Origin of the sequence: Saccharopolyspora ipomoeae (genome assembly GCF_029952525.1) — a bacterium.
In the GTDB taxonomy this organism is placed as follows: Bacteria; Actinomycetota; Actinomycetes; order Mycobacteriales; family Pseudonocardiaceae; genus Saccharopolyspora; species Saccharopolyspora ipomoeae.
This window is the reverse complement of sequence record NZ_JASAOF010000002.1, coordinates 484,344-502,991: the sequence shown is the minus strand read 5'-3', so window position 1 is coordinate 502,991 and position 18,648 is coordinate 484,344. Positions and strand designations below refer to the sequence as shown.

General features: G+C 71.4%; 15 protein-coding genes. 8 read left to right on the top strand and 7 right to left on the bottom strand.

The window, feature by feature from the left end; all coding sequences use genetic code 11:
• Positions 1-67: 67 nt before the first annotated feature.
• On the top strand, positions 68-256 hold the full coding sequence (locus QFW96_RS05865; RefSeq protein WP_281454492.1) for a hypothetical protein: 189 nt from the start codon (positions 68-70) through the stop codon (positions 254-256).
• A 30-nt stretch (positions 257-286) separates the two neighbouring features.
• Here QFW96_RS05865 and QFW96_RS05860 read toward each other — a convergent pair whose 3' ends face one another.
• From QFW96_RS05860 to QFW96_RS05840, 5 genes are all read right to left on the bottom strand, one after another.
• Positions 287-706 (bottom strand): hypothetical protein, encoded by a 420-nt coding sequence (locus QFW96_RS05860; RefSeq protein ID WP_281454491.1) that lies wholly within the window; start codon positions 704-706, stop codon positions 287-289.
• A gap of 1 nt (position 707) precedes the next feature.
• Complete coding sequence (locus QFW96_RS05855; RefSeq protein WP_281454490.1) at positions 708-2,114, bottom strand: Nramp family divalent metal transporter; 1,407 nt, start codon at positions 2,112-2,114, stop codon at positions 708-710.
• A gap of 301 nt (positions 2,115-2,415) precedes the next feature.
• The gene (locus QFW96_RS05850; protein WP_281454489.1) at positions 2,416-4,545 is read right to left on the bottom strand and encodes an acetate--CoA ligase family protein; all 2,130 of its coding nucleotides are present in this window, start codon (positions 4,543-4,545) and stop codon (positions 2,416-2,418) included.
• A 1-nt stretch (position 4,546) separates the two neighbouring features.
• Positions 4,547-5,773: a formyl-CoA transferase gene (frc, locus tag QFW96_RS05845; protein WP_281454488.1), complete on the bottom strand. Its 1,227-nt coding sequence runs from the start codon at positions 5,771-5,773 to the stop codon at positions 4,547-4,549.
• An 11-nt stretch (positions 5,774-5,784) separates the two neighbouring features.
• A complete protein-coding gene (locus tag QFW96_RS05840) occupies positions 5,785-7,482 on the bottom strand; it encodes a thiamine pyrophosphate-binding protein (protein ID WP_281454487.1) in 1,698 nt (565 codons plus the stop codon).
• A 303-nt stretch (positions 7,483-7,785) separates the two neighbouring features.
• Here QFW96_RS05840 and QFW96_RS05835 point away from each other — a divergent pair, with 303 nt between their 5' ends.
• Together QFW96_RS05835 and QFW96_RS05830 are read left to right on the top strand one after the other, a co-directional pair.
• Positions 7,786-8,868 carry a 2-dehydropantoate 2-reductase gene (locus QFW96_RS05835; RefSeq protein WP_281454486.1) on the top strand — a complete coding sequence of 361 codons (1,083 nt, stop codon included), beginning with the start codon at positions 7,786-7,788 and terminating at the stop codon, positions 8,866-8,868.
• Between the two features lie 64 nt (positions 8,869-8,932).
• The gene (locus QFW96_RS05830) at positions 8,933-10,042 is read left to right on the top strand and encodes an acyl-CoA dehydrogenase family protein (protein ID WP_281454485.1); all 1,110 of its coding nucleotides are present in this window, start codon (positions 8,933-8,935) and stop codon (positions 10,040-10,042) included.
• Between the two features lie 506 nt (positions 10,043-10,548).
• On the opposite strand, the gene QFW96_RS05825 is transcribed toward QFW96_RS05830, so the two are convergent.
• The gene (locus QFW96_RS05825) at positions 10,549-11,244 is read right to left on the bottom strand and encodes a GntR family transcriptional regulator (RefSeq protein WP_281454484.1); all 696 of its coding nucleotides are present in this window, start codon (positions 11,242-11,244) and stop codon (positions 10,549-10,551) included.
• Positions 11,245-11,503: 259 nt separating this feature from the next.
• Here QFW96_RS05825 and QFW96_RS05820 point away from each other — a divergent pair, with 259 nt between their 5' ends.
• The 5 genes from QFW96_RS05820 to QFW96_RS05800 all read left to right on the top strand — a co-directional run bounded on the left by QFW96_RS05820 (position 11,504) and on the right by QFW96_RS05800 (position 16,381).
• On the top strand, positions 11,504-12,322 hold the full coding sequence (locus QFW96_RS05820) for a hypothetical protein (protein WP_281454483.1): 819 nt from the start codon (positions 11,504-11,506) through the stop codon (positions 12,320-12,322).
• A 60-nt stretch (positions 12,323-12,382) separates the two neighbouring features.
• Positions 12,383-13,774 carry an amidase gene (locus QFW96_RS05815; protein WP_281454482.1) on the top strand — a complete coding sequence of 464 codons (1,392 nt, stop codon included), beginning with the start codon at positions 12,383-12,385 and terminating at the stop codon, positions 13,772-13,774.
• Positions 13,771-14,760 carry a PHP domain-containing protein gene (locus QFW96_RS05810; RefSeq protein ID WP_281454481.1) on the top strand — a complete coding sequence of 330 codons (990 nt, stop codon included), beginning with the start codon at positions 13,771-13,773 and terminating at the stop codon, positions 14,758-14,760. Before QFW96_RS05815 ends, QFW96_RS05810 begins: the two co-directional genes overlap by 4 nt.
• Positions 14,761-14,869: 109 nt before the next feature.
• Complete coding sequence (locus tag QFW96_RS05805) at positions 14,870-15,865, top strand: NsdA family TPR-like regulatory protein (protein WP_281454480.1); 996 nt, start codon at positions 14,870-14,872, stop codon at positions 15,863-15,865.
• A gap of 27 nt (positions 15,866-15,892) precedes the next feature.
• The gene (locus QFW96_RS05800; RefSeq protein ID WP_281454479.1) at positions 15,893-16,381 is read left to right on the top strand and encodes a MarR family winged helix-turn-helix transcriptional regulator; all 489 of its coding nucleotides are present in this window, start codon (positions 15,893-15,895) and stop codon (positions 16,379-16,381) included.
• A gap of 249 nt (positions 16,382-16,630) precedes the next feature.
• Here the strand turns inward: QFW96_RS05800 and QFW96_RS05795 are convergent, their stop codons facing one another.
• Positions 16,631-18,610: an ABC transporter ATP-binding protein gene (locus QFW96_RS05795; RefSeq protein ID WP_281454658.1), complete on the bottom strand. Its 1,980-nt coding sequence runs from the start codon at positions 18,608-18,610 to the stop codon at positions 16,631-16,633.
• Between the last annotated feature and the right edge of the window lie 38 nt (positions 18,611-18,648).

The following is an 18,648-nucleotide window of genomic DNA, read 5'->3' as shown; positions in this document are numbered from 1 at the left end:
CTTCGTCAACCGGACAGCGAACCGGCATACTGTATGCAGTGAACGAGAACGGGAGGAGGTGAGGACAATGCGGATCATCGGAGCCATCCTGCGCCATTTCGAACGCATGCCGCGCGGCTACGCGGCGGACGGGCGCGTGCTGGGACTGGCCACGTCCGCCGCGATCGCGTCGGCTCGTCACGACGACCGGCGCGGTGGCGCGCGGCCCGAGCCGGGACGCGCCGACGAGGGGCGACTCGTCGACGCGCACGGCTGATCGCCGGTGGTGGTGCCCGGTCCGCTCATGTCAGGCACCACCCCGCACCAATCGCTCCTGCACCCACACGAACCCGATCGTGAACCCGATGCTGATCAGCGCCTGGTAGACCAGGAAGGACCCCGGCTGCGGCGGCAGCGCGAACCCGTCGCCGACCACCAGCCGGGTGCCGACCTCCTGGATCAGCCGCGCCAGCGGGAACGCGATCAGCCAGTACAGCGCGATCGGCGCGAACGCCCCGGTGCGCAGCCTCCCGCTCAAGCGCAGCGCGCTGCACCCGGCGCCGAAGACCGCCAGCGGCACCGCCAGCAGCAGCCCGCCGGTCACCGCCCACGCCGCCGGCGCCCCGGCCACCAGCGCGAACAGCGCCGCGAACAGCCCGGCGACGGTGCCGATGACCAGACCCGGTGCGGTGATCCTCGTGGCAGCCCTGCCTCCCGTGATCGTCATGTCAGCTCACGACCACGCCGAACTCGACCAGGCTGTAGAACAGCATCCCGAGGTAGAACACCGCGCCCAGCCCGATGATCAGGTTGGACCACCACCTCGGCCGGATCGGCTTGGGCAGCATCCGGTTGTTCACCAGCAGCAGCACCACGCAGTAGGCGCCCATCGCGAAGGTGGACAGGAACGCGAGGATGTCCAGGATCGAGCTCGGTCCGTCGGCCGGGCCGAACAGCAGGATCACGATCCCGAAGATGATCACGCCCCACAGGAACGCCGCGTAGAGCTTCGACATCCCGAACCGCTTGGCGCCGGGCACGAAGTGGTAGGTCATGTCCGCCTGGCCGCGGGAGAACGAGTCGAACAGACCCAGCGTCGCGTTGAGGCCGATCAGGGCGATGAACCCGAGGAACACCGTGCCCAGCACCGGCGAACCCGCCGCCGAGAACGCGTCCGACATCGCCGACAGCGCGGCCTCGCGCTCGCCCGACTCGATGAGCGTCTTGACGTTGGGGTTCTCCCGCGAAGCGGCCTGGGCGAGGACGGTGAACGAGATCGTCACCAGCATCGTCACGCCCCAGAACAGCAGCAGCGCGTCGAAGGTGACCCAGCGCCGCCAGCCCTTCCACTTGGCCATCTCCGACGGGTCGTCGGTGTCGAACATGAACCCGCGCGAGGGCATGGCCTCCTCCTCGCCCGCGTGCCTGAGGCCGCGGATGCGGGGGATGTGCGAACCCATGCCGGCACCCGAATCGCGCAGGTGCAGGGTGTACCACATCTGCTGCATGCCCGACGGTCCCGCGAAGGCGATCGCGCCGACGACCACCGGGAACCACTCCGGCGACATCGCCGCCTGCGGGAAGTACCCGAAGTGGAACATCCCGGCGATCGTGCTGGTCAGATCGCCGAGGTTGCCCACCAGCGAGGCGATGACCGCGGTGCCCACCACCAGCAGGCCGATCAGGATCGACAGCACGTTCTCCAGCAGGCTGTAGATCACCTTGGCCATCGTGAAGATGACCCCGACCAGCAGCAGGCCCACGCATCCCGAGATGTACCAGGGGATTCCGGTGATCTGCTCCAGCGCCGCCGCGCCCGCCGAGAGGTGGCCGGGCCAGATGTAGACCGCGATGGCGGTGATGAAGAAGAACCACATGACCGGTTTGGCCACGCGCGCCGCGCCGGAGAAGATGCTCTCGCCGGTGGCCATCGCGTAGCGCGCCATCTCCAGCATCACCACGGCCTGCAACGTCACACCGATCAGGAACAGCCAGCGGATCTCCGGGCCGAAGATCAGCACCAGCCGCGGCCACATGTAGGACTCGCCCATGCCCACACCGAGCGCCACGAGGAACACGGTGGGGCCGAGCAGGTGGATCGACGGCGGAGCGTCGGGCAGCTTGCGGATGGGCATCGGCTCCAGCCCACCTGCGCGCCACACCCGACCGCCGTCTGCTAATACCGGTTCTTGATCGTCTCTCCCAGGCGCCTGCTCAGCGTCCACATCGGACCTCCTTGTCCTTTGGGGTTGTCCATGGGAGTGCACACCGGCCCCCGCAGGTCGAATACCGCGGTTCTCGCCCGGACGGGAACCGCAGTTCTCGACCCGACGGGAACCGCGGTGTTCGACCCGACGAAAACCGCAGTTTTCACGCGAGGAAAACCGCGGTCTTCGACGCGACGAATGGTGCGGTTTCCGTCCGGGGGACCGCCGATCAGGGGAGGAGGTGGGCGGAGCGGGCCCATTGGTACTTGGCGCCCAGGACCGCTACCGGTTTCTCCGTCGTGTAGGGGAAGGCGACTATGCCGTGGTCGAACAGGTAGTCCGCGGCCTTCTCCACCTCCGTGTCGCCCGCGAGCGACACCACGATCGGCTTGTCGATCCCTTCCGCGCGAGCCTCTTCGGCGACGCGGGAAGCCAGTTCGGCGAACACCATCGGCGGGGTGACGATGGTGTGCCAGTAGCCGAGGATCAGCGAGTGGATCCGCGGGTCGCGCAGGCCGAGCCGGATGGTGGCCTCGTAGGTGCTCGGCGGCTCGCCACCGGTGATGTCGACCGGGTTGCCCGCCGCGCCGAACGGCGGGATGTAGCGGCGGAACTCCTCGTCCAGATCCGGCGGGATGTCCATCAGCCGCAGCCCGTTGGCCACGCAGGCGTCCGAGAGCAGCACCCCGGACCCGCCGGCACCGGTGATGATCACGACGTTCTCGCCCTTCGGCGTCGGCAGCACCGGCAATCCACGGGCGTACTCCAGCATCTCGTTGAGGCCAGGCGCCCGCACCACGCCCGCCTGGCGCAGGACGTCGTCGTAGACCTTGTCGTCGCCGGCCAGCGCGCCGGTGTGCGAGCTGGCCGCCCGCGCACCCATGTCGGTGCGCCCGGCCTTGAGCACCACCACCGGCTTCTTCTTGGTGATGCTGCGCGCGGCGTCGACGAACGCCCGGCCGTCCTTGAGGTCCTCCAGGTGCATGGCCACCACGTTGGTGTTGTCGTCGTGCTCGAAGAACGTCAGCAGGTCGTCCTCGTCCACATCGGACTTGTTGCCCAGCCCCACGATCGCCGACACGCCCATCTTCGTGGTCCGCGAGAACCCCAGGATCGCCATGCCGATCCCGCCGCTCTGCGAGGTCAGCGCCACGCCGCCGCGCACGTCGTAGGGCGTGCAGAACGTCGCGCACAGGTTCTTCGGCGTGTAGTAGTAGCCGTAGATGTTGGGGCCCAGCAGCCGGATCCCGTGCTCGCGGGCCACCGCCACGACCTCGTCCTGCAGCTCCTGGTTTCCGGTCTCGGCGAAACCCGACGGGATCAGCACCGCAGCCGAGACGCCCTTGGCACCGCAGTCCCGCAGCGCCGAGGCCACGAACTTCGCCGGCACCGCGAACACCGCGACGTCCACCGGCCCCGGCACGTCGGTGATGCTCTTGTGGGCCGTGCGGCCCATGATCTCGTCGGCCTTCGGGTTGATCGGGTGGATCTCGCCCGCGTAGCCGCCGTTGATCAGGTTCTTCATCACCGAGTTGCCGATCTTGCCCTCCTCGTTGGAGGCCCCGATCACCGCGACGCTGCTCGGCGTCATCAACCGCCGCATCGACTCCAGGATCTCCTCGGGGGAGCGCTGCGGCACCGCCGCCGGCTCGTCGGAGCGCAGCACCACCCGCACGTCGGCCGCCGTGGCCCCCGACGGCGTGGCGAACACCGGGTTGAGGTCCAGCTCGGCGATCTCCGGGAAGTCGCTGACCAGGTTCGAGACCCGCCGCAGCACCTCGGCCAGGGCCTCGGCGTCGACCGGCTCGGCGCCGCGCGCGCCGCGCAGCACGTCGGCGGCGGCGATGTCGTCGAGCATCGACCTGGCCTCGTCGGCGCTCAGCGGCGCCAGCCGGAACGTGACGTCCTTGAGCACCTCCACCAGCACCCCGCCGAGCCCGAAGGCCACGACCTTGCCGAAGGTCGGGTCGGTGGTGGCGCCGACGATGACCTCCTGGCCGCTGACCATCTGCTGCACCTGCACCCCGGCGATGGCCGGGTTCTCGGTGTGGGCGTGGGCGTTGGCCAGGATCGTCTCGTACCCGGCGCGCACGTCGTCGGCGCCGCGGACGTCGACGAGCACGCACCCGGCGTCGGTCTTGTGCAGGATGTCCGGTGAGACGATCTTGAGCGCCACCGGTCCGCCGATCTCGGCGGCCAGCGCGACCGCCTCGTCGGAGCTGGTGGCCAGGCCCTCACCGGCGGTGGGGATGCCGTAGGCGTCGCACAGCTTCTTGGCCTCGGGGGCGGTGAGCGCCGTGCGGCCGTCGGACCGCACCGCGTCGAGCACCTCCCGCACGAGGGCACCGTCGTATGCCACGTCAGATCACTCCGTTCGCCTTGAGCTCGGCCAGTTCGGACTCGTCGATGCCCAGCCGGTCCCGGAAGACCTCGGCGGTGTGCTCGCCGAGCAGGGGGGAGCGCTGGACGTGCACGGGGGAGTCGGAGAGCTTGATCGGGCAGCCGACCGTCTTGAACTCACCGCGCTCGGGGTGATCGACGCTGACGATCATGTCGTTGTCGGCCAGCGAGGCGTCCTCGATGATCTCCTTGGTCGACAGGATCGGGCCGCAGGGCACGTTGTGCTCGTTGAGCGCGGCCAGCACGGTCCACTTGTCGTGCCCGAGCGTCCACTCCTCGATCATGCTGAACATCTTGTCCAGTTTGGACAGACGTGCTTCCGGGGTGGCCCAGTCCGGGTCCTCGACCAGCTCCGGGCGCCCGATGAGGTGGGCGATCGGCGCCCAGCCCTGCGGCTGCACGATGACGTAGATGTAGTCGTTGTCGCCGCCGGGCTTGCAGCGCACCGCCCACCCGGGCTGGCCGCCACCGGAGGCGTTGCCCGAGCGCGGCACCTCGTCGCCGAACTCGGCGTTGGGGTACTCCCGCAGCGGGCCGTGCGCCAACCGCTGCTGGTCGCGCAGCTTGACCCGGCACAGGTTCAGCACCGCGTGCTGCATCGCCACCGACACCCGCTGGCCCTCGCCGGTGCGCTCGCGCTGCAGCAGCGCGGCGAGGATCCCGGCGACGGTGTGGATCCCGGTTCCCGAGTCGCCGATCTGCGCTCCGGTGGCCAGCGGTGGCCCGTCCTCGAACCCGGTGGTCGACATCGACCCGCCCATCGCCTGGGCGACGACCTCGTAGGCCTTGAAGTGGGTGTAGGGGCCCTCGCCGAAGCCCTTGATCGAGGCGTAGATCAGCTTCGGGTTCATCTCGCGCAGCTTGTCCCAGGTGAAGCCCATCCGGTCCACGGTGCCCGGGCCGAAGTTCTCCACCAGCACGTCGGATTCGGCGACCAGGCGGGTGAAGATCTCCTTGCCCGCCTCGGACTTCATGTTCAGCGTGATGCTGCGCTTGTTGCAGTTGAGCATCGTGAAGTAGAGGCTGTCGGCGTCGGCGACGTCGCGCAGCTGCTTGCGGGTGATGTCGCCGGTGGGGGCTTCGAGCTTGACCACGTCGGCCCCGAGCCAGGCCAGGATCTGGGTCGCCGACGGGCCCGACTGCACGTGAGTCATGTCCAGGACCCGGACACCTTCGAGTGCGCTCATGACGTCACACCTCACTTGTACATGGTCTGGTTCATCGTTCCCGGGGCGTAGACCTCGGGATCGACCCAGACGTTGATCAACGACGGCTTGCCGGACTCGCGTGCGCGCTGCAGCGCGGGGGCGATGTCGGCGGGGTCGTCGACCTCCTCGCCGTAACCGCCGAGCATCTGCGCGAACTTGCTGTAGGAGATGTCGCCGAGGGTGTTGCCGACCCGGCCGCGGTCCTCGCCGTACTTGGCGATCTGGCCGTAGCGGATCTGGTTCATCGAGGAGTTGTTGCCGACGATGCCGACGAAGGGCAGGTCGAAGCGCACCATCGTCTCGAAGTCCCAGCCGGTGAGGCTGAAGGCACCGTCGCCGAACAGGCACACGACCTCCTTGTCGGGGCGGGCCTTCTTGGCGGCCATCGCGAAGGGCACGCCGACGCCGAGGGTGCCCAGCGGTCCCGGGTCCATCCAGTGGCCGGGGGACTTGGGCTGGATGACCTGGCCGGAGAAGGTGACGATGTCACCGCCGTCGCCGATGTAGATCGAGTCCTCGGTGAGGAACTCGTTGATCTCGTGCACCAGCCGGTAGGGGTCGATGGGGGAGGCGTCGGAGTGCTGGCGCGGCAGGCGCTTCTGCAGCGCGGCGGTCTCGACCTCGCGCAGCTCCTGCACCCAGGTCGTGCGGCCGCCGGCGCCGTTGTTCAGGCGCCCGGAGGCGGCCTGGGCCACGGCGGTGAGCACCGCGTCGGCGTCGCCGACGATGCCCAGGTCGACGTCGCGGTTGCGGCCGACCGTGCGGTAGTCCAGGTCGATCTGCACGACGGTGGCCTGCGGCGACAGGCGCTTGCCGTAGCCCATCCGGAAGTCGAACGGGGTGCCCAGGATGATGATCAGGTCGGAGTTCTGGAAGGCGTAGCGGCGCGCCAGCTGGAAGTGCAGCGGGTCCGCGGGCGGAAGCGTGCCCCTCCCGGCCCCGTTGCAGAACGCGGGCACGTTCAGCTCGCGGACCAGCTTCACCGCCGAGTCCGTGGCTCGGCAGGTCCAGGTCTGGCTGCCCAGCAGGATGCAGGGCTTCTCGGCCTTTACCAGCAGGTCGGCCAGCTTCTCGATCGCGTCGGGGTCGCCCGCGGAGCGGGTGGTGGCGCGGTAGCCGCCGGGACGCGGCACGCGGGCGCGCTCGACCGGAACCCGGGCGTCGAGGACGTCGCGCGGGATCTCCAGGAACGACGGGCCGGGGGAGCCGTGGTAGCACTCGCGGAAGGCCATCGACACCATGTCGGCGGCGCGCTCGGTGTGCGGCACGGTCGCGGCGAACTTGGTGATCGGGTTCATCATGTCGACGTGCGGCAGGTCCTGCAGCGACCCCATCTTGTGCTGCGACAGGGCTCCCTGGCCGCCGATGAGCAGCATCGGGCTCTCCGCGCGGAAGGCGTTGGCCACGCCGGTGACCGCGTCGGTGGTGCCGGGGCCGGCGGTCACGACCGCGCAGCCGGGCTTGCCGGTGATGCGGGAGTGGCCGTCGGCGGCGTGGGCGGCGACCTGCTCGTGGCGCACGTCGACGACGTCGATGCCCTCGTCCACGCAGCCGTCGTAGATGTCGATGATGTGGCCACCGCAGAGGGTGTAGATCGTGTCCACGCCTTCGGCCTTGAGCGCCTTGGCGACGAGGTGCCCGCCGGAGATCGTCTCGGGTTCGCCTGCGTTGTCGGAAGCCTGGGCCATGTGCGCTCATCCCCTTTGAAGAAGGCCGCGTCTACGGTCGGCGACATACTGCATACCGTATGAGGTGTGTCTCAGGCATACCCCAGCGGAAGCCGGGTGTCCATAGGTCGAGCCGGGGAACCGGGCCCCGCCGAATTCGTCCAGTGTGGACTCAAAGGTCCGGATTCAGCCTGGTCGCAGGCGGTTCGGAGGCGACTCTCGACGGCCTGAGGAGTGCGGAAATCTTGTCCGCGAAGTCGCATACTGTATACTGCGTGCACCGACACCCACGCCTGGCCCGCATGACCAGAGTGGAGATCACCAGTGAGAGTCGCTGTTGTCGGCGCCGGTGCCATCGGCGCGTACATGGGTGCCTGCCTGCAGCGGGCAGGCGCGGACGTGAGCCTCATCGCCCGCGGGGACAACCTCGCCGCCCTCCGCAGCCGCGGGGTCGAGGTCCTGAGCCCCCGAGGGGGCTTCCAGGTCGCACCGCACGCCACCGACGACCCCGCCGAGATCGGCCCGGTGGATCACGTCATCCTCGGCCTCAAGGCCTACTCCTACGCCAGCTCCGGACCCCTGGTCCACCCCCTGCTCAAGGAGGACACCACCGTCATCGCCGCGCAGAACGGCATCCCGTGGTGGTACTTCCACGGACTGCGCGGCCCGCACGAAGGCCACCGCATCGAGACCGTCGACCCCGGCGGCGCGGTCAGCCGAGTCCTCCCCCCGCACCGCGCCATCGGCTGCGTCGTCTACGCCGCCACCGAACTCGACGCCCCCGGCGTGGTGCGGCACCGGGAAGGAACCCGCTTCTCCATCGGCGAACCCGACGGCAGCGACAGCGCGCGCTGCCGCGAGTTCAGCGACGCCATGATCGCCGGTGGGCTCAAGTGCCCCGTCGAGGACGACATCCGCCGCGACGTCTGGATCAAGCTGATGGGCAACGTCGCCTTCAACCCGATCAGCGCCCTCACCGGCGCCACCCTCGCCGGCATGTGCCGGCACCCGGGGGTGCGGGAACTGGTCGCCGCCCTGATGCGCGAAACCCTCCAGATCGCCGCCGCGCTCGGCTGCCACCCCGACATCGCCGTCGAACGCCGCCTCGCCGGGGCCGAACGCACCGGCGAGCACAAGACCTCCACCCTCCAAGACCTGGAGCGGGGAAAACCCCTGGAACTGGCGGCGATGCTCACCGCGGTCGTCGAACTCGCCGACCTCGTGGGCGCCGACGCCCCGACCCTGCGCACCGTCAACGCACTCGGCGACCTGCTCGGCCAACGCCTCGCGCCCCGCGAACCCGCGCCCCGCGAACCCGCGCCCCGCGAACCCGCGCCCCGCGAACCCGCGCCGCGCGAACCGGCGGTGCGCGAACCGGCAGGGGCCGGGCCGAACTCACGGGAGTGAGCATGCACGAGAGCACCACCCGGGCCCGTCGCGCACGCGCGGCGGGCCCGACCCGGGACCGGACATGACCGCCCACCGGAGCGACCCGCTCGGACACGTCCTGCGCACCGCCGTCGAACCCCGCGCCCGCGAGATCGACGACCGCGGCCGCTTCCCCCGCGACACCCTCGCCGCCCTGGCCGGAGCGGGCCTGCTCGGCCTCACCCTGCCCAGCAGGTGCGGCGGAGGAGGCCGCGGCCTGGTCGAAGCCACCGAGGTGATCACCCGCCTCGCCCGCGCCTGCGGCTCCACCGCCGCGATCCTCGCCTCGCACTACACCGCCACCGCCGCACTCGCCCGCCACGCCGGGCCCGAGCTGCTGCGCGCCCTGGCCACCGGACGCCACCTCAGCACCCTCGCGCTGGCCGAGGCCGGCAACCCCGGCACGGTCCCCACCGGCCGCGCCGAGTCGGGCGGGGGAGTGACCGCGCTGTCCGCGCGCAAGAACTGGGTGACCGCCGCCGGCGAAGCCGACAGCTACCTCTGGTGCAGCCGAGACGAGCAGGGCCTGTCGTGGTGGCTGGTCCCCTCCCAAGCCCCAGGGCTGTGCGTCCCCGCGCACGCCGACGCCGTCGGGCTGCGCGGCAGCGCCACCGCCACCATCACCGCCGACCCCGTGCGGGTCCCCGACTCCGCCCTGCTCGGCACCCGAGGCGGCGGAACGGCCCTGCTCGTCGACGAGGTCCTGCCCTGGCTGTGCGCCCTGCAAGCCGCGCTCGCCCTCGGGCTCATGCAAGCCGTGCTCACCCGCAGCGTCGAATGCGTCACCGGACCGCAACCCTCCTGGTCGCGCTGGCAGGACCCGCCCAGCCGGCAACCCGAGGTCCGGGCCGACCTCGCCCGGATGCGCACCAAGGTCGACACCGCGGCGCTCGTGCTCACCGACGCCGCCGGAAGCCACTGGCACGCCGACGGACTCGAACGACTCCTGCAAGCCCGAGCGCTCGCCGGCGACAACGCCGTGCAGGTCGCCGAACTCGGCATCAAGGTGTGCGGCCAGCACGCCTTCCGCCAGGACTACGGCGTCGAACGCCGATTCCGCGACGCCCACACCGCCGCCCACGGCCAACTGCCCGCCGACCGGGCCCTCGACCACCTCGCCCGCCTGACCTGCGGACAACCGCTGCTGAGCTGAAACCCGGCGGCCACCGCGATGTTGTGCGAGCCGAACGAAGAGAAAGGGCGACCGCTCCCCACAAGCGGCCGCCCTTTGGTCCCCCTCCTGAACGGTGACGCCGGCGCCGGTGCGACGAATCCCCCATCCTCATCGAACCGACGCCCGGCCACCCGGGCGGCCGTCGAACCCAATCAGCGGACGCCCTGTGCCCCAGGCAGGCAAAAAGGATAATGCCCGATGTGGCTTTCTCGGGACTTTCACCGATGGGAAATCCGAGGTCATGATCGTTTCGCGGGGTTAGGGGTTTCGTCCACTGACAAGGCTCTGCGGTCTCTTTGCTCGGCGGTGCGGGTGGCGGAACCCGACACGCCTTCTCGTTCCGGGATCCGAGGCTTGTGCGTGCCGACGCACGACACGTCGGCTGTCCTCCCCAGAAGACGTGTCAGAACCCGCGGCGGTGCCAGGTGCTTGCTCGGGGCAAAGGGAAAGCGCCTGCGGCGCTTGCCTGACGGTGGTTGCTCTCGTCAGTCCTCGTCCGCGTCTGCGCTCTGGTCCAGGTAGGTCTTTCGGGTGTGCTCCGTGTGCTCTCGCATGAGGGTGGCCGCTGTGTCGGCGTCCTTCTTGGCGATGGCGTCGATGAGGGCCGAGTGCTCGTCCCAGGCCTGCTTGCCCCGGCTCTTGGCGACCGGGGTGTGGTACCAGCGGACCCGGCGGTTGATCTGCGAGGCGAGTTCGATGAGGACCTTGTTGCCGGAGAGCTCCGTGATGGTGGCGTGCAGCTCGGAGTTGGCGGCCACGACCGCGTCGATGTCGTCGGCCTTGAGGGCGGCGACGCCGCGCTTGTAGATCTGCTTGAGGGCCGCGACGCCGTCCTTGGTCGCGTGCAGCGCGGCCAGCCGGGCTGACTCGGCCTCCAGCAGGGTGCGCACGCCCAGCAGCTGGTCGGCCTCCTCGGGCGTGGGGCTGTGGACGAACGCGCCGTAGCCCGGGCGCAGGTCCACCCACTCGTCCTTCTTGAGCCACTGCAGGGCTTCGCGGACCGGCTGGCGGGACACGCCCAGCGCCTCGGCCAGCTCCTTCTCGACCAGGTGCTGGCCCGGCTTGAGCTCGCCGGTGATGATCAGTTCGAGGATGGCCTCGTAGACCGTCTCGCGCAGCGGGACCGGGCGCGCCACCTGGCGGGCGGCGAGGGCCTCGGACGGTTTCGAGGTCAGGGACATGCGGTCAGCTCCGGTTGCTCGTGGGCGATGCGGTCCACGGGTTCAGCCCGTGGCTTTAGCATACAGTATCCCGCCATGCGTGACGGGTCGCGGCGAACGGCCCCGACCGAGCCGTCCAGTGTGGACCACCCCTTGGGCCGAACGGATGGATCGGCGGTGTGGTTCTGGACACCGCCCTTCCGCCCGACTAGAACCACCGATGCCAGGCCCGAGAGCCGTGGCCTGCGGGGATCACCGACTCCCCACGCCGGAGGCGCCCATGAGCGTGCCCGCCTTAGTCCCGTCCGCAGCGGTGATCCTGCTGCTCGCGGCCCTGACCGCCGACCTGCTCACCTGCGCCCGGGAGCGCGCGCCCACCCGCCGCGACCCGCTGGTCGCCGGCGCCGGCCTGCTCGCCGCACCTCTGCTCGCGGGCGCGCTCGCGCTCGACGCCCCGGCGAAGGCGGCGGAGTTCCTGGCCGCCTGGGGCGCGGCGCTGGCGATGACCGTCGACCTCGTCGTGCTGCTGGTCCTGCTCACCCACCGCGCACCCGGCGCCGGCGAGAACCCCGGTGTTCGTCGCGTCCGCAGCGGTTCTCGACGCGTGCCGGTCGCCGTCGGCGCCTCGGCGCTGGTCCGGATCGTGCTGGTGAGCACCGGAGCCCCCGGGCTCGGGTGGCTCTCGGCGGCCACCGGGGTCGTGGTGCTGGTGGGTGCCTGGTGGCTGTTCCGCCGGGACGAACCCGGGCTGCCCGAGGTGCGGGTCGCCCGGCTCGCCGCGATCCCGGTCGCCGTCGTGCTCGGCGCCTTCGCCGTGACCGCCACCGGCGGGAGCTCCCCGCTGGTGCTGTGCGCGAACCTGCTGGCGCTGCTCGGCGTCGCGCGCCTGGTGCGCGCGGCCGCCCCGCTGTGCTCCCGCGCGCCGGGAGCGTCGGTGGGCGGAGCGGCCGTGCTGGTGTTCCTCGGCGTCGAAGCGCTGCTGGCCGGGATCGCCGGGCACGGGCCCGCCCAGGACGCCTCGGTGACCGCGCTGTCGCTGACGATGACGCTGCTGGTGGTGGTGCTCGGGGCGATCACCGCCGTGCGCTCGGGGCGTTGACGATCACCGACCGCGAGCGCACGATGAGCTCTTCGCTGACCACTCGGGGCGGGAGTCGCGTTGAGCACCGGAACACAGCACACGACGGGATATTTCCGCGGCCGCACCATCGCCGAGCTCGGTGAGCGGTTGCGCGCCGACGAGATCCGCGCCGTCGATCTCGTCAAGGCTGCGCTGACCGCGATCGACGCGCTCGACGGGACGCTCAACGCCTTCGTCACCGTCGACCGGGCCGGGGCGCTGCGCGCCGCCGAGACCGCCGACGCCGAACTCGCCGACGGGCGCGACCGCGGGCCGCTGCACGGCATCCCGGTCGCGGTCAAGGACATCATCGACGTCGCCGGGCTGCGCACCACGATGGGCTCGGCGCACTTCGCCGACAACGTGCCCGCGCAGGACGCCGAGTGCGTGACGCGGCTGCGCGAGGCCGGGGCGATCATCATCGGCAAGACCACCACCCAGGAGTTCGCCTTCGGCCCCACCGGCGACCGCGCCCACAACGGGGCCTCCCGCAACCCGCACGACCCCGGGCGGATGACCGGCGGTTCCAGCGGCGGCAGCGGCGCCGCGGTCGCCGCCGGCATCGTGCCGCTGGCCCTGGGCACCGACACCGGCGGTTCGGTGCGCATCCCCGCCTCGCTGTGCGGGGTGGCCGGGTTCAAACCGGCCTACGGCGCCGTGCCCACCGGCGGGGTGTTCCCGCTGTCGCAGACCCTCGACCACGTCGGCGTCCTCGCCGGCAGCGCCGACGACTGCCGCACCGGCTACCGGGTGCTGGCCGGACTGCGGCCGATGCCGCGCCGCGAGCGCGGAGCCGAGGTGAGCGTCGGCTGGATCCCGCCGGACCTGCTGCACCCCACCGATCCTCGGATCGCCGAACTCGCCCGCACCGCGGTGCGGGCCGACGGTCTCGACATCCGCGACATCCGGCCCGGCGGCCTGGACGGGATGCTGCGGGCGTTCGGCGCCATCCAGTTCAGCGAGGCCCACGCCGTGCACGCCGAGCGCGTCGCCGAGGCGCCGCAGCTGTTCACCGACGACGTGCTGGCCATCCTGCGGCAGGCGGGGGAGACCGCCGGGTGGCAGTACGTGCGGGCGCTGACCGAGCGCGAGCAGTGGCGCGCCGAGGTCGGTGCGCTGCTCGACCAGGTGGACCTGCTGGCCATGCCCACCACCTGCGTCGCCGCGCCCGAGGTCGACCAGCGCGAGATCGAGGTCGGCGGCGCGCCGCTGCCGGTGCGCGGACCGCTGATCGGGCTCACCCGGCCCTGGAACCTCGCCGGAACTCCCGCCCTGTCGGTCCCGGTCGGAACCGTCGACGGGCTCCCGGCCGGCCTGCAGCTGGTCGGCAGCCCCGGCCAGGAGGACCGGCTGTTCGCCGTGGCCGAGCGCATCGGCGCGGCGCTGCAACGGTGGCGCGGAGCGACCGGAGCCGATACCAAGGACGGGTGAGCGACGACGCGACCGCGGCGCTGCGCGAGATCGCCTTCTGGCTGGAGCGGCAGAACGCGCCCACCTACCGGGTGCGGGCCTTCCGGCGGGCCGCCGCCGTCCTCGACGACGTCGACGACCTCGACCGGCGCGTCGAGCGCGGCACGCTCACCGACCTGGAGGGCATCGGCCGCACCACCGCCACCGTCATCGCCCAGGCCCACCGCGGCGAGACGCCCGACTACCTGGTGAAAGTCCGCGACGCCGCCGAGGTTCCGGAGAACGGGACCGCGCTGCGGGAGGCGCTGCGCGGCGACTGCCACGCCCACTCCGACTGGTCCGACGGCGGCAGCCCGATCGCCGAGATGGCCACCACCGCCCGCTGGCTCGGGCACGAGTGGATGGCGCTGACCGACCACTCGCCGCGGCTGACGGTCGCGCGGGGTCTGTCCGCCGAACGGCTGCGCGAGCAGCTCGACGTGGTCGCGCGGCTCAACCGCGAGCTCGCGCCGTTCCGGATCCTCACCGGGATCGAGGTCGACATCCTCGGCGACGGCTCCCTCGACCAGGACGAGGACCTGCTGGCCGAGCTCGACGTGGTGGTCGCCAGCGCGCACTCCGAGCTGCGGATGGCCTCCGGGCCGATGACCCGCCGCATGGTCACCGCCGCGAGCAACCCGCACGTCGACGTGCTCGGGCACTGCACCGGCAGGCTCATCGGCGACCGCAAGCGCCCGCAGTCCACCTTCGACGCGCGCGAGGTCTTCACCGCGTGCCGCGACCACGACGTCGCCGTGGAGATCAACTCGCGGCCCGACCGGCTCGACCCGCCTCGCGAACTGCTGCGCCTGGCTCGCGACCTGGGCTGCGAGTTCACCGTCGACTCCGACGCCCACGCGCCCGGCCAGCTCGACTGGCTGGTGCACGGCTGCGCCCGCGCCGAGGAGTGCGGCATCGGTGCCGACCGCGTCCGCAACACCCGCCCGGCTGCGGACATCGCCCGGTAGACCCCACTTGCGGGCCGGGTCGGCGGGCTGTCACCGTACGCCTGAGCCGCCGAAATCCCAGGTCCGGACCGGCTCGTGAGGCAACGGCCACGTGGAGAGCGAGGCGCTCATGCCTGCTACCGAACCCGTCACCCCCGCCCGGTCCGGCCACGGCGGGCCGCAGAGCCTCGACCGCTTCCGCGTCGACGTCGCGCGGATCATCGACGACTACCCGCACCAGCCGGTGTTCCCGCTGTTCGTGGAGCTGCGCGAGCTGCGTGACCGGGCGCTGAAGGTGCTGGAGCGGAGGGTCCCGGCCGAGCACGCCCGCGACTGGTTCCGCACCGCCGGGTTGATCTGCGCGGCGATGTCCACCGCCGCCTTCGACCTCGGCCACCCCGCAGCGGCCGAAGCGCAGGCGCGCACCGCCTTCCAGTGCGCCGATCAGGCCGGGGACGACGCGCTGCGCTGCTGGGTGCGCGGCACCCAGAGCCTGGTGGCCTACTGGGACGACCGCGGCCGCGACGCCGTCGAACTCGCCCGCGACGGACTGCACTACCCGCCCGAATCCGGCACCGCCGCAGTGCGATTGGCCGCGATCGAGGCCCGCGCGCACGCGCGCCTGGGCGACGCCCACGCCGCCGAACGCGCCCTGACCCGGGCCGAGCAGGCGCGCGAGGAGGTCGCCGAGGCGGACTTCCCGGCCGGGATGATGGAGTTCCCGGTCGCCAAGCAGTACGCCTACGCCTCCTCCACCGCGCTGTGGCTGGGCGGGCAGGTGGGCCTCGCCCACGCCGAGCGGGACGCGATCACCGCCATCGCCGGTTACGCCCAGGAACCGCCCGAGCGGCAGCGGATCGGGGAGCTGTGCCTGGCCCGGCTGGACCTGGCGGAGGTGCGGTTGCGGGGCCGCGACGTCGACGGCGCCGCGGAGCAGGTCGACCTCGTGCTCGCCGCGGCCACCACCCGGCGCACCGAGGCCGTGCTGCGGCGGCTGCGGCGGCTCGGCCGGTCGCTGGAGCGCACGCCGCTCCAGGCGGCCCCGGCGGCGGTTCGGTTGCGGGAGGAGATCGGGTCGTTCTGCGCCGCGCGCGGCGTGTCGCCGCTGGTCGTAGGGCCTCTTTGAAACTTCAACCCCTGTTAAGCTCGGGTCGTGAGCGATACGCGCTGGCTGAGCGACGACGAGCAGCGCGCCTGGCGGAAGCTGGCGGCCCTGATGACGGTGGTTCCCGCCGCCCTGGACGCGCAGCTGCAGCGCGACGCGGGCCTGACGATGTTCGGCTACTGGGTGCTGTCGATGCTGTCGGAGGCGCCCGGGCGCGAGCTGCGGATGAGCCACCTCGCGCAGCAGTCCAACGCCTCGCCGTCGCGGGTCTCGCACGTGGTGTCCCGGCTGGAGCAGCAGGGCTTCGTCGCCCGCCGCAAGGCCGAGGACGACGCCCGCGGCAGCATCGCCGAGCTCACCGAAGCCGGCCTGGCCAAGGTCGTCGCCTCGGCTCCCGGCCACGTGGAGAAGGTCCGCTCGCTGATCGTCGACGCCCTCGACGAGTCCCAGGTGACCCTCCTCGACGACCTCTGCACAGCCCTCCTCACCCAGGTCGACCCCCGAGGCACCCTCTCAGTCGCACCACCCCGGGAATAACCCGCCCAAAACCCCTTTCAAAATCCCCTCCCAAATCTTCCTCCGGGGACTCGTCTCAGAGGCACCCTTCGGTGCACCTCCTGCCCCCGAGGTCCCTCCGGGTGGTTCGCGGTTCTGGAGGGGGACAGTTTTAGCCATAATTGTCCCGACATTTCGGACATTGATCATGGGTGATTATGGCTAAAACTGCCCCCTGCCAACGGACGTTGTCACCGTGACCGTTGGCAGGGGAACGAGGAGCGCTGACCGCTAGGCGGCTTCGTCGGAGTCCGAGGCCGCGTCCGGACCGGTCCGCTGGGTGTCCGGGCGGGTCTGCTGAGCGTCCGAGTAGGACTGCTCGGCGTCCGGGCCGGTCTGCTGAGCGTTCGAGGCGGACTGCTCGGTGTCGGGGTCGGTCTGCTGGGCGAACTGGGTTCGGTAGAGCTCGGCGTAGTGGCCGCCTCGGGCGAGGAGCTCTTCGTGGGTGCCGTCCTCGGCGATGCGGCCGTCGTCGATGACCAGGATCCGGTCGGCTTCGCGGATGGTGGCGAGGCGGTGGGCGATGACCAGGGCCGTGCGCCCGGACAGGGCCGTGGCCAGGGCGCGCTGCACCGCGGCTTCGGACTCCGAGTCGAGGTGGGCCGTGGCCTCGTCGAGGACGACGATCGGCGGGGCCTTGAGCAGCAAGCGGGCGATCGCCAGGCGCTGCTTCTCGCCACCGGAGAGGCGGTGCCCCCGGTCGCCGACCACCGTGTCCAGGCCGTCGGGCAGCGAGTCGATCAGGTGCCCGAGCTGAGCCGTGCGCAGCGCCTCGGTCAGCTCCTGCTCGGACGCGTCGGGGCGGGCGAAGGTGAGGTTGGCGCGGATCGTGTCGTGGAACAGGTGCGCGTCCTGCGTGACGACCCCGACGTGGTCGTACAGCGAGGCCAGCGACGTGTCGCGCACGTCCACGCCGCCGATGCGCACCGCGCCCGCGTCGACGTCGTAGAGCCGCCCGGCCAGGTTCGTGATCGTGGTCTTGCCCGCCCCGGAATGCCCCACCAGCGCGACGGTCCGGCCCGGCTCGGCCCGGAAGCTGATGTCGTGCAGCACCGGGTGCGCCGGGGAGTGATCCGCCCGCGCCACCGACTCCAGCGACGCCAGCGACACCTCGCTGGAGGCCGGGTAGCGGAACGAGACGTGGTCGAACTCCACGTCGGAGGCCCCCGCGGGCAGCACCCGCGCATCCGGCTTCTCGGTGATCATCGGCTTGAGGTCCAGGATCTCGAAGACCCGGTCGAAGCTCACCAGCGCCGTCATCACGTCCACGTGCACGTTCGACAGCGCCGTCAGGGGCCCGTACAAGCGGTTGAGCAGCGTCGCCAGCGCCACCAGCGTGCCCAGCTGGAACGCCCCCGCCAGCACCAGGCCGCCGCCCAGGCCGTAGACCACGGCCGTGGCCAGCGCCGCCAGCAGCGTCAGCGCCACCATGAACACCCGGCTGTACATCGCCGAGATGACGCCCATGTCGCGCACCCGCTCGGCGCGGGCGGCGAAGCGCTCGGACTCCTCGTCGGCGCGGCCGTAGAGCTTGGCCAGCATCGCCCCGGCCACCCCGAAGCGCTCGGTCATCAGCGAGCTCATCTCGGCGTCGAGCTTCATCTGCTCGCGGGTGATGCGCTGCAGCCGGCGGCCCACCCAGCGCACCGGCAGCAGGAACAGCGGCAGCAGCAGCAGCGCGATCACGGTGATCTGCCAGGACAGCGTGAACATGGTGACCAGCACCAGCACCAGGCTCAGCACGTTGGACACCACCGACGACAACGTCGAGGTCAGCGCCCGCTGCGCGCCGATCACGTCGTTGTTGAGGCGGCTGACCAGCGCCCCGGTCTGGGCGCGCACGAAGAACGCCACCGGCATCCGCTGCACGTGGTCGAAGACCTCCCGGCGCAGGTCGTAGATCAGGCCCTCGCCGAGGCGGGCCGAGTACCAGCGCTGGGCCAGGCTCATCGCCGCCTCCAGCACCGCCACCCCGGCCACCGCCACGGCCAGCCACACGACCAGCGAGAAGTTCCGGGGCACGATGCCGTCGTCGATGATGGCCTTGAACAGCAGCGGGTTGACCACGCCGAGCGCGGCGGCCAGCGCGACCAGCACCAGGAACGGCACGATGTCGCGCAGGTAGGGGCGTGCGTAGCCGCCGATGCGGCGGAGCAGGCCGGCGGACAGGCGTTGCCGGGTGACGGACTTGTCGCTCGCGAACGAGCGCATCGTCGACCAGTTGGCGTTCACTGGAGGTCCTTCGTGAC

Bases quoted from the DNA above. Each gene is read 5' to 3' on its own strand.
- frc (WP_281454488.1), bottom strand. From the start codon at position 5,773: ATGAGCGCACTCGAAGGTGTCCGGGTCCTGGACATGACTCACGTGCAG.
- QFW96_RS05840 (WP_281454487.1), bottom strand. From the start codon at position 7,482: ATGGCCCAGGCTTCCGACAACGCAGGCGAACCCGAGACGATCTCCGGC.
- QFW96_RS05825 (WP_281454484.1), bottom strand. From the start codon at position 11,244: ATGTCCCTGACCTCGAAACCGTCCGAGGCCCTCGCCGCCCGCCAGGTG.
- QFW96_RS05830 (WP_281454485.1), top strand. From the start codon at position 8,933: ATGACCGCCCACCGGAGCGACCCGCTCGGACACGTCCTGCGCACCGCC.
- QFW96_RS05805 (WP_281454480.1), top strand. From the start codon at position 14,870: ATGCCTGCTACCGAACCCGTCACCCCCGCCCGGTCCGGCCACGGCGGG.
- QFW96_RS05820 (WP_281454483.1), top strand. From the start codon at position 11,504: ATGAGCGTGCCCGCCTTAGTCCCGTCCGCAGCGGTGATCCTGCTGCTC.
- QFW96_RS05860 (WP_281454491.1), bottom strand. From the start codon at position 706: ATGACGATCACGGGAGGCAGGGCTGCCACGAGGATCACCGCACCGGGT.
- QFW96_RS05865 (WP_281454492.1), top strand. From the start codon at position 68: ATGCGGATCATCGGAGCCATCCTGCGCCATTTCGAACGCATGCCGCGC.
- QFW96_RS05795 (WP_281454658.1), bottom strand. From the start codon at position 18,610: ATGCGCTCGTTCGCGAGCGACAAGTCCGTCACCCGGCAACGCCTGTCC.
- QFW96_RS05855 (WP_281454490.1), bottom strand. From the start codon at position 2,114: ATGCCCATCCGCAAGCTGCCCGACGCTCCGCCGTCGATCCACCTGCTC.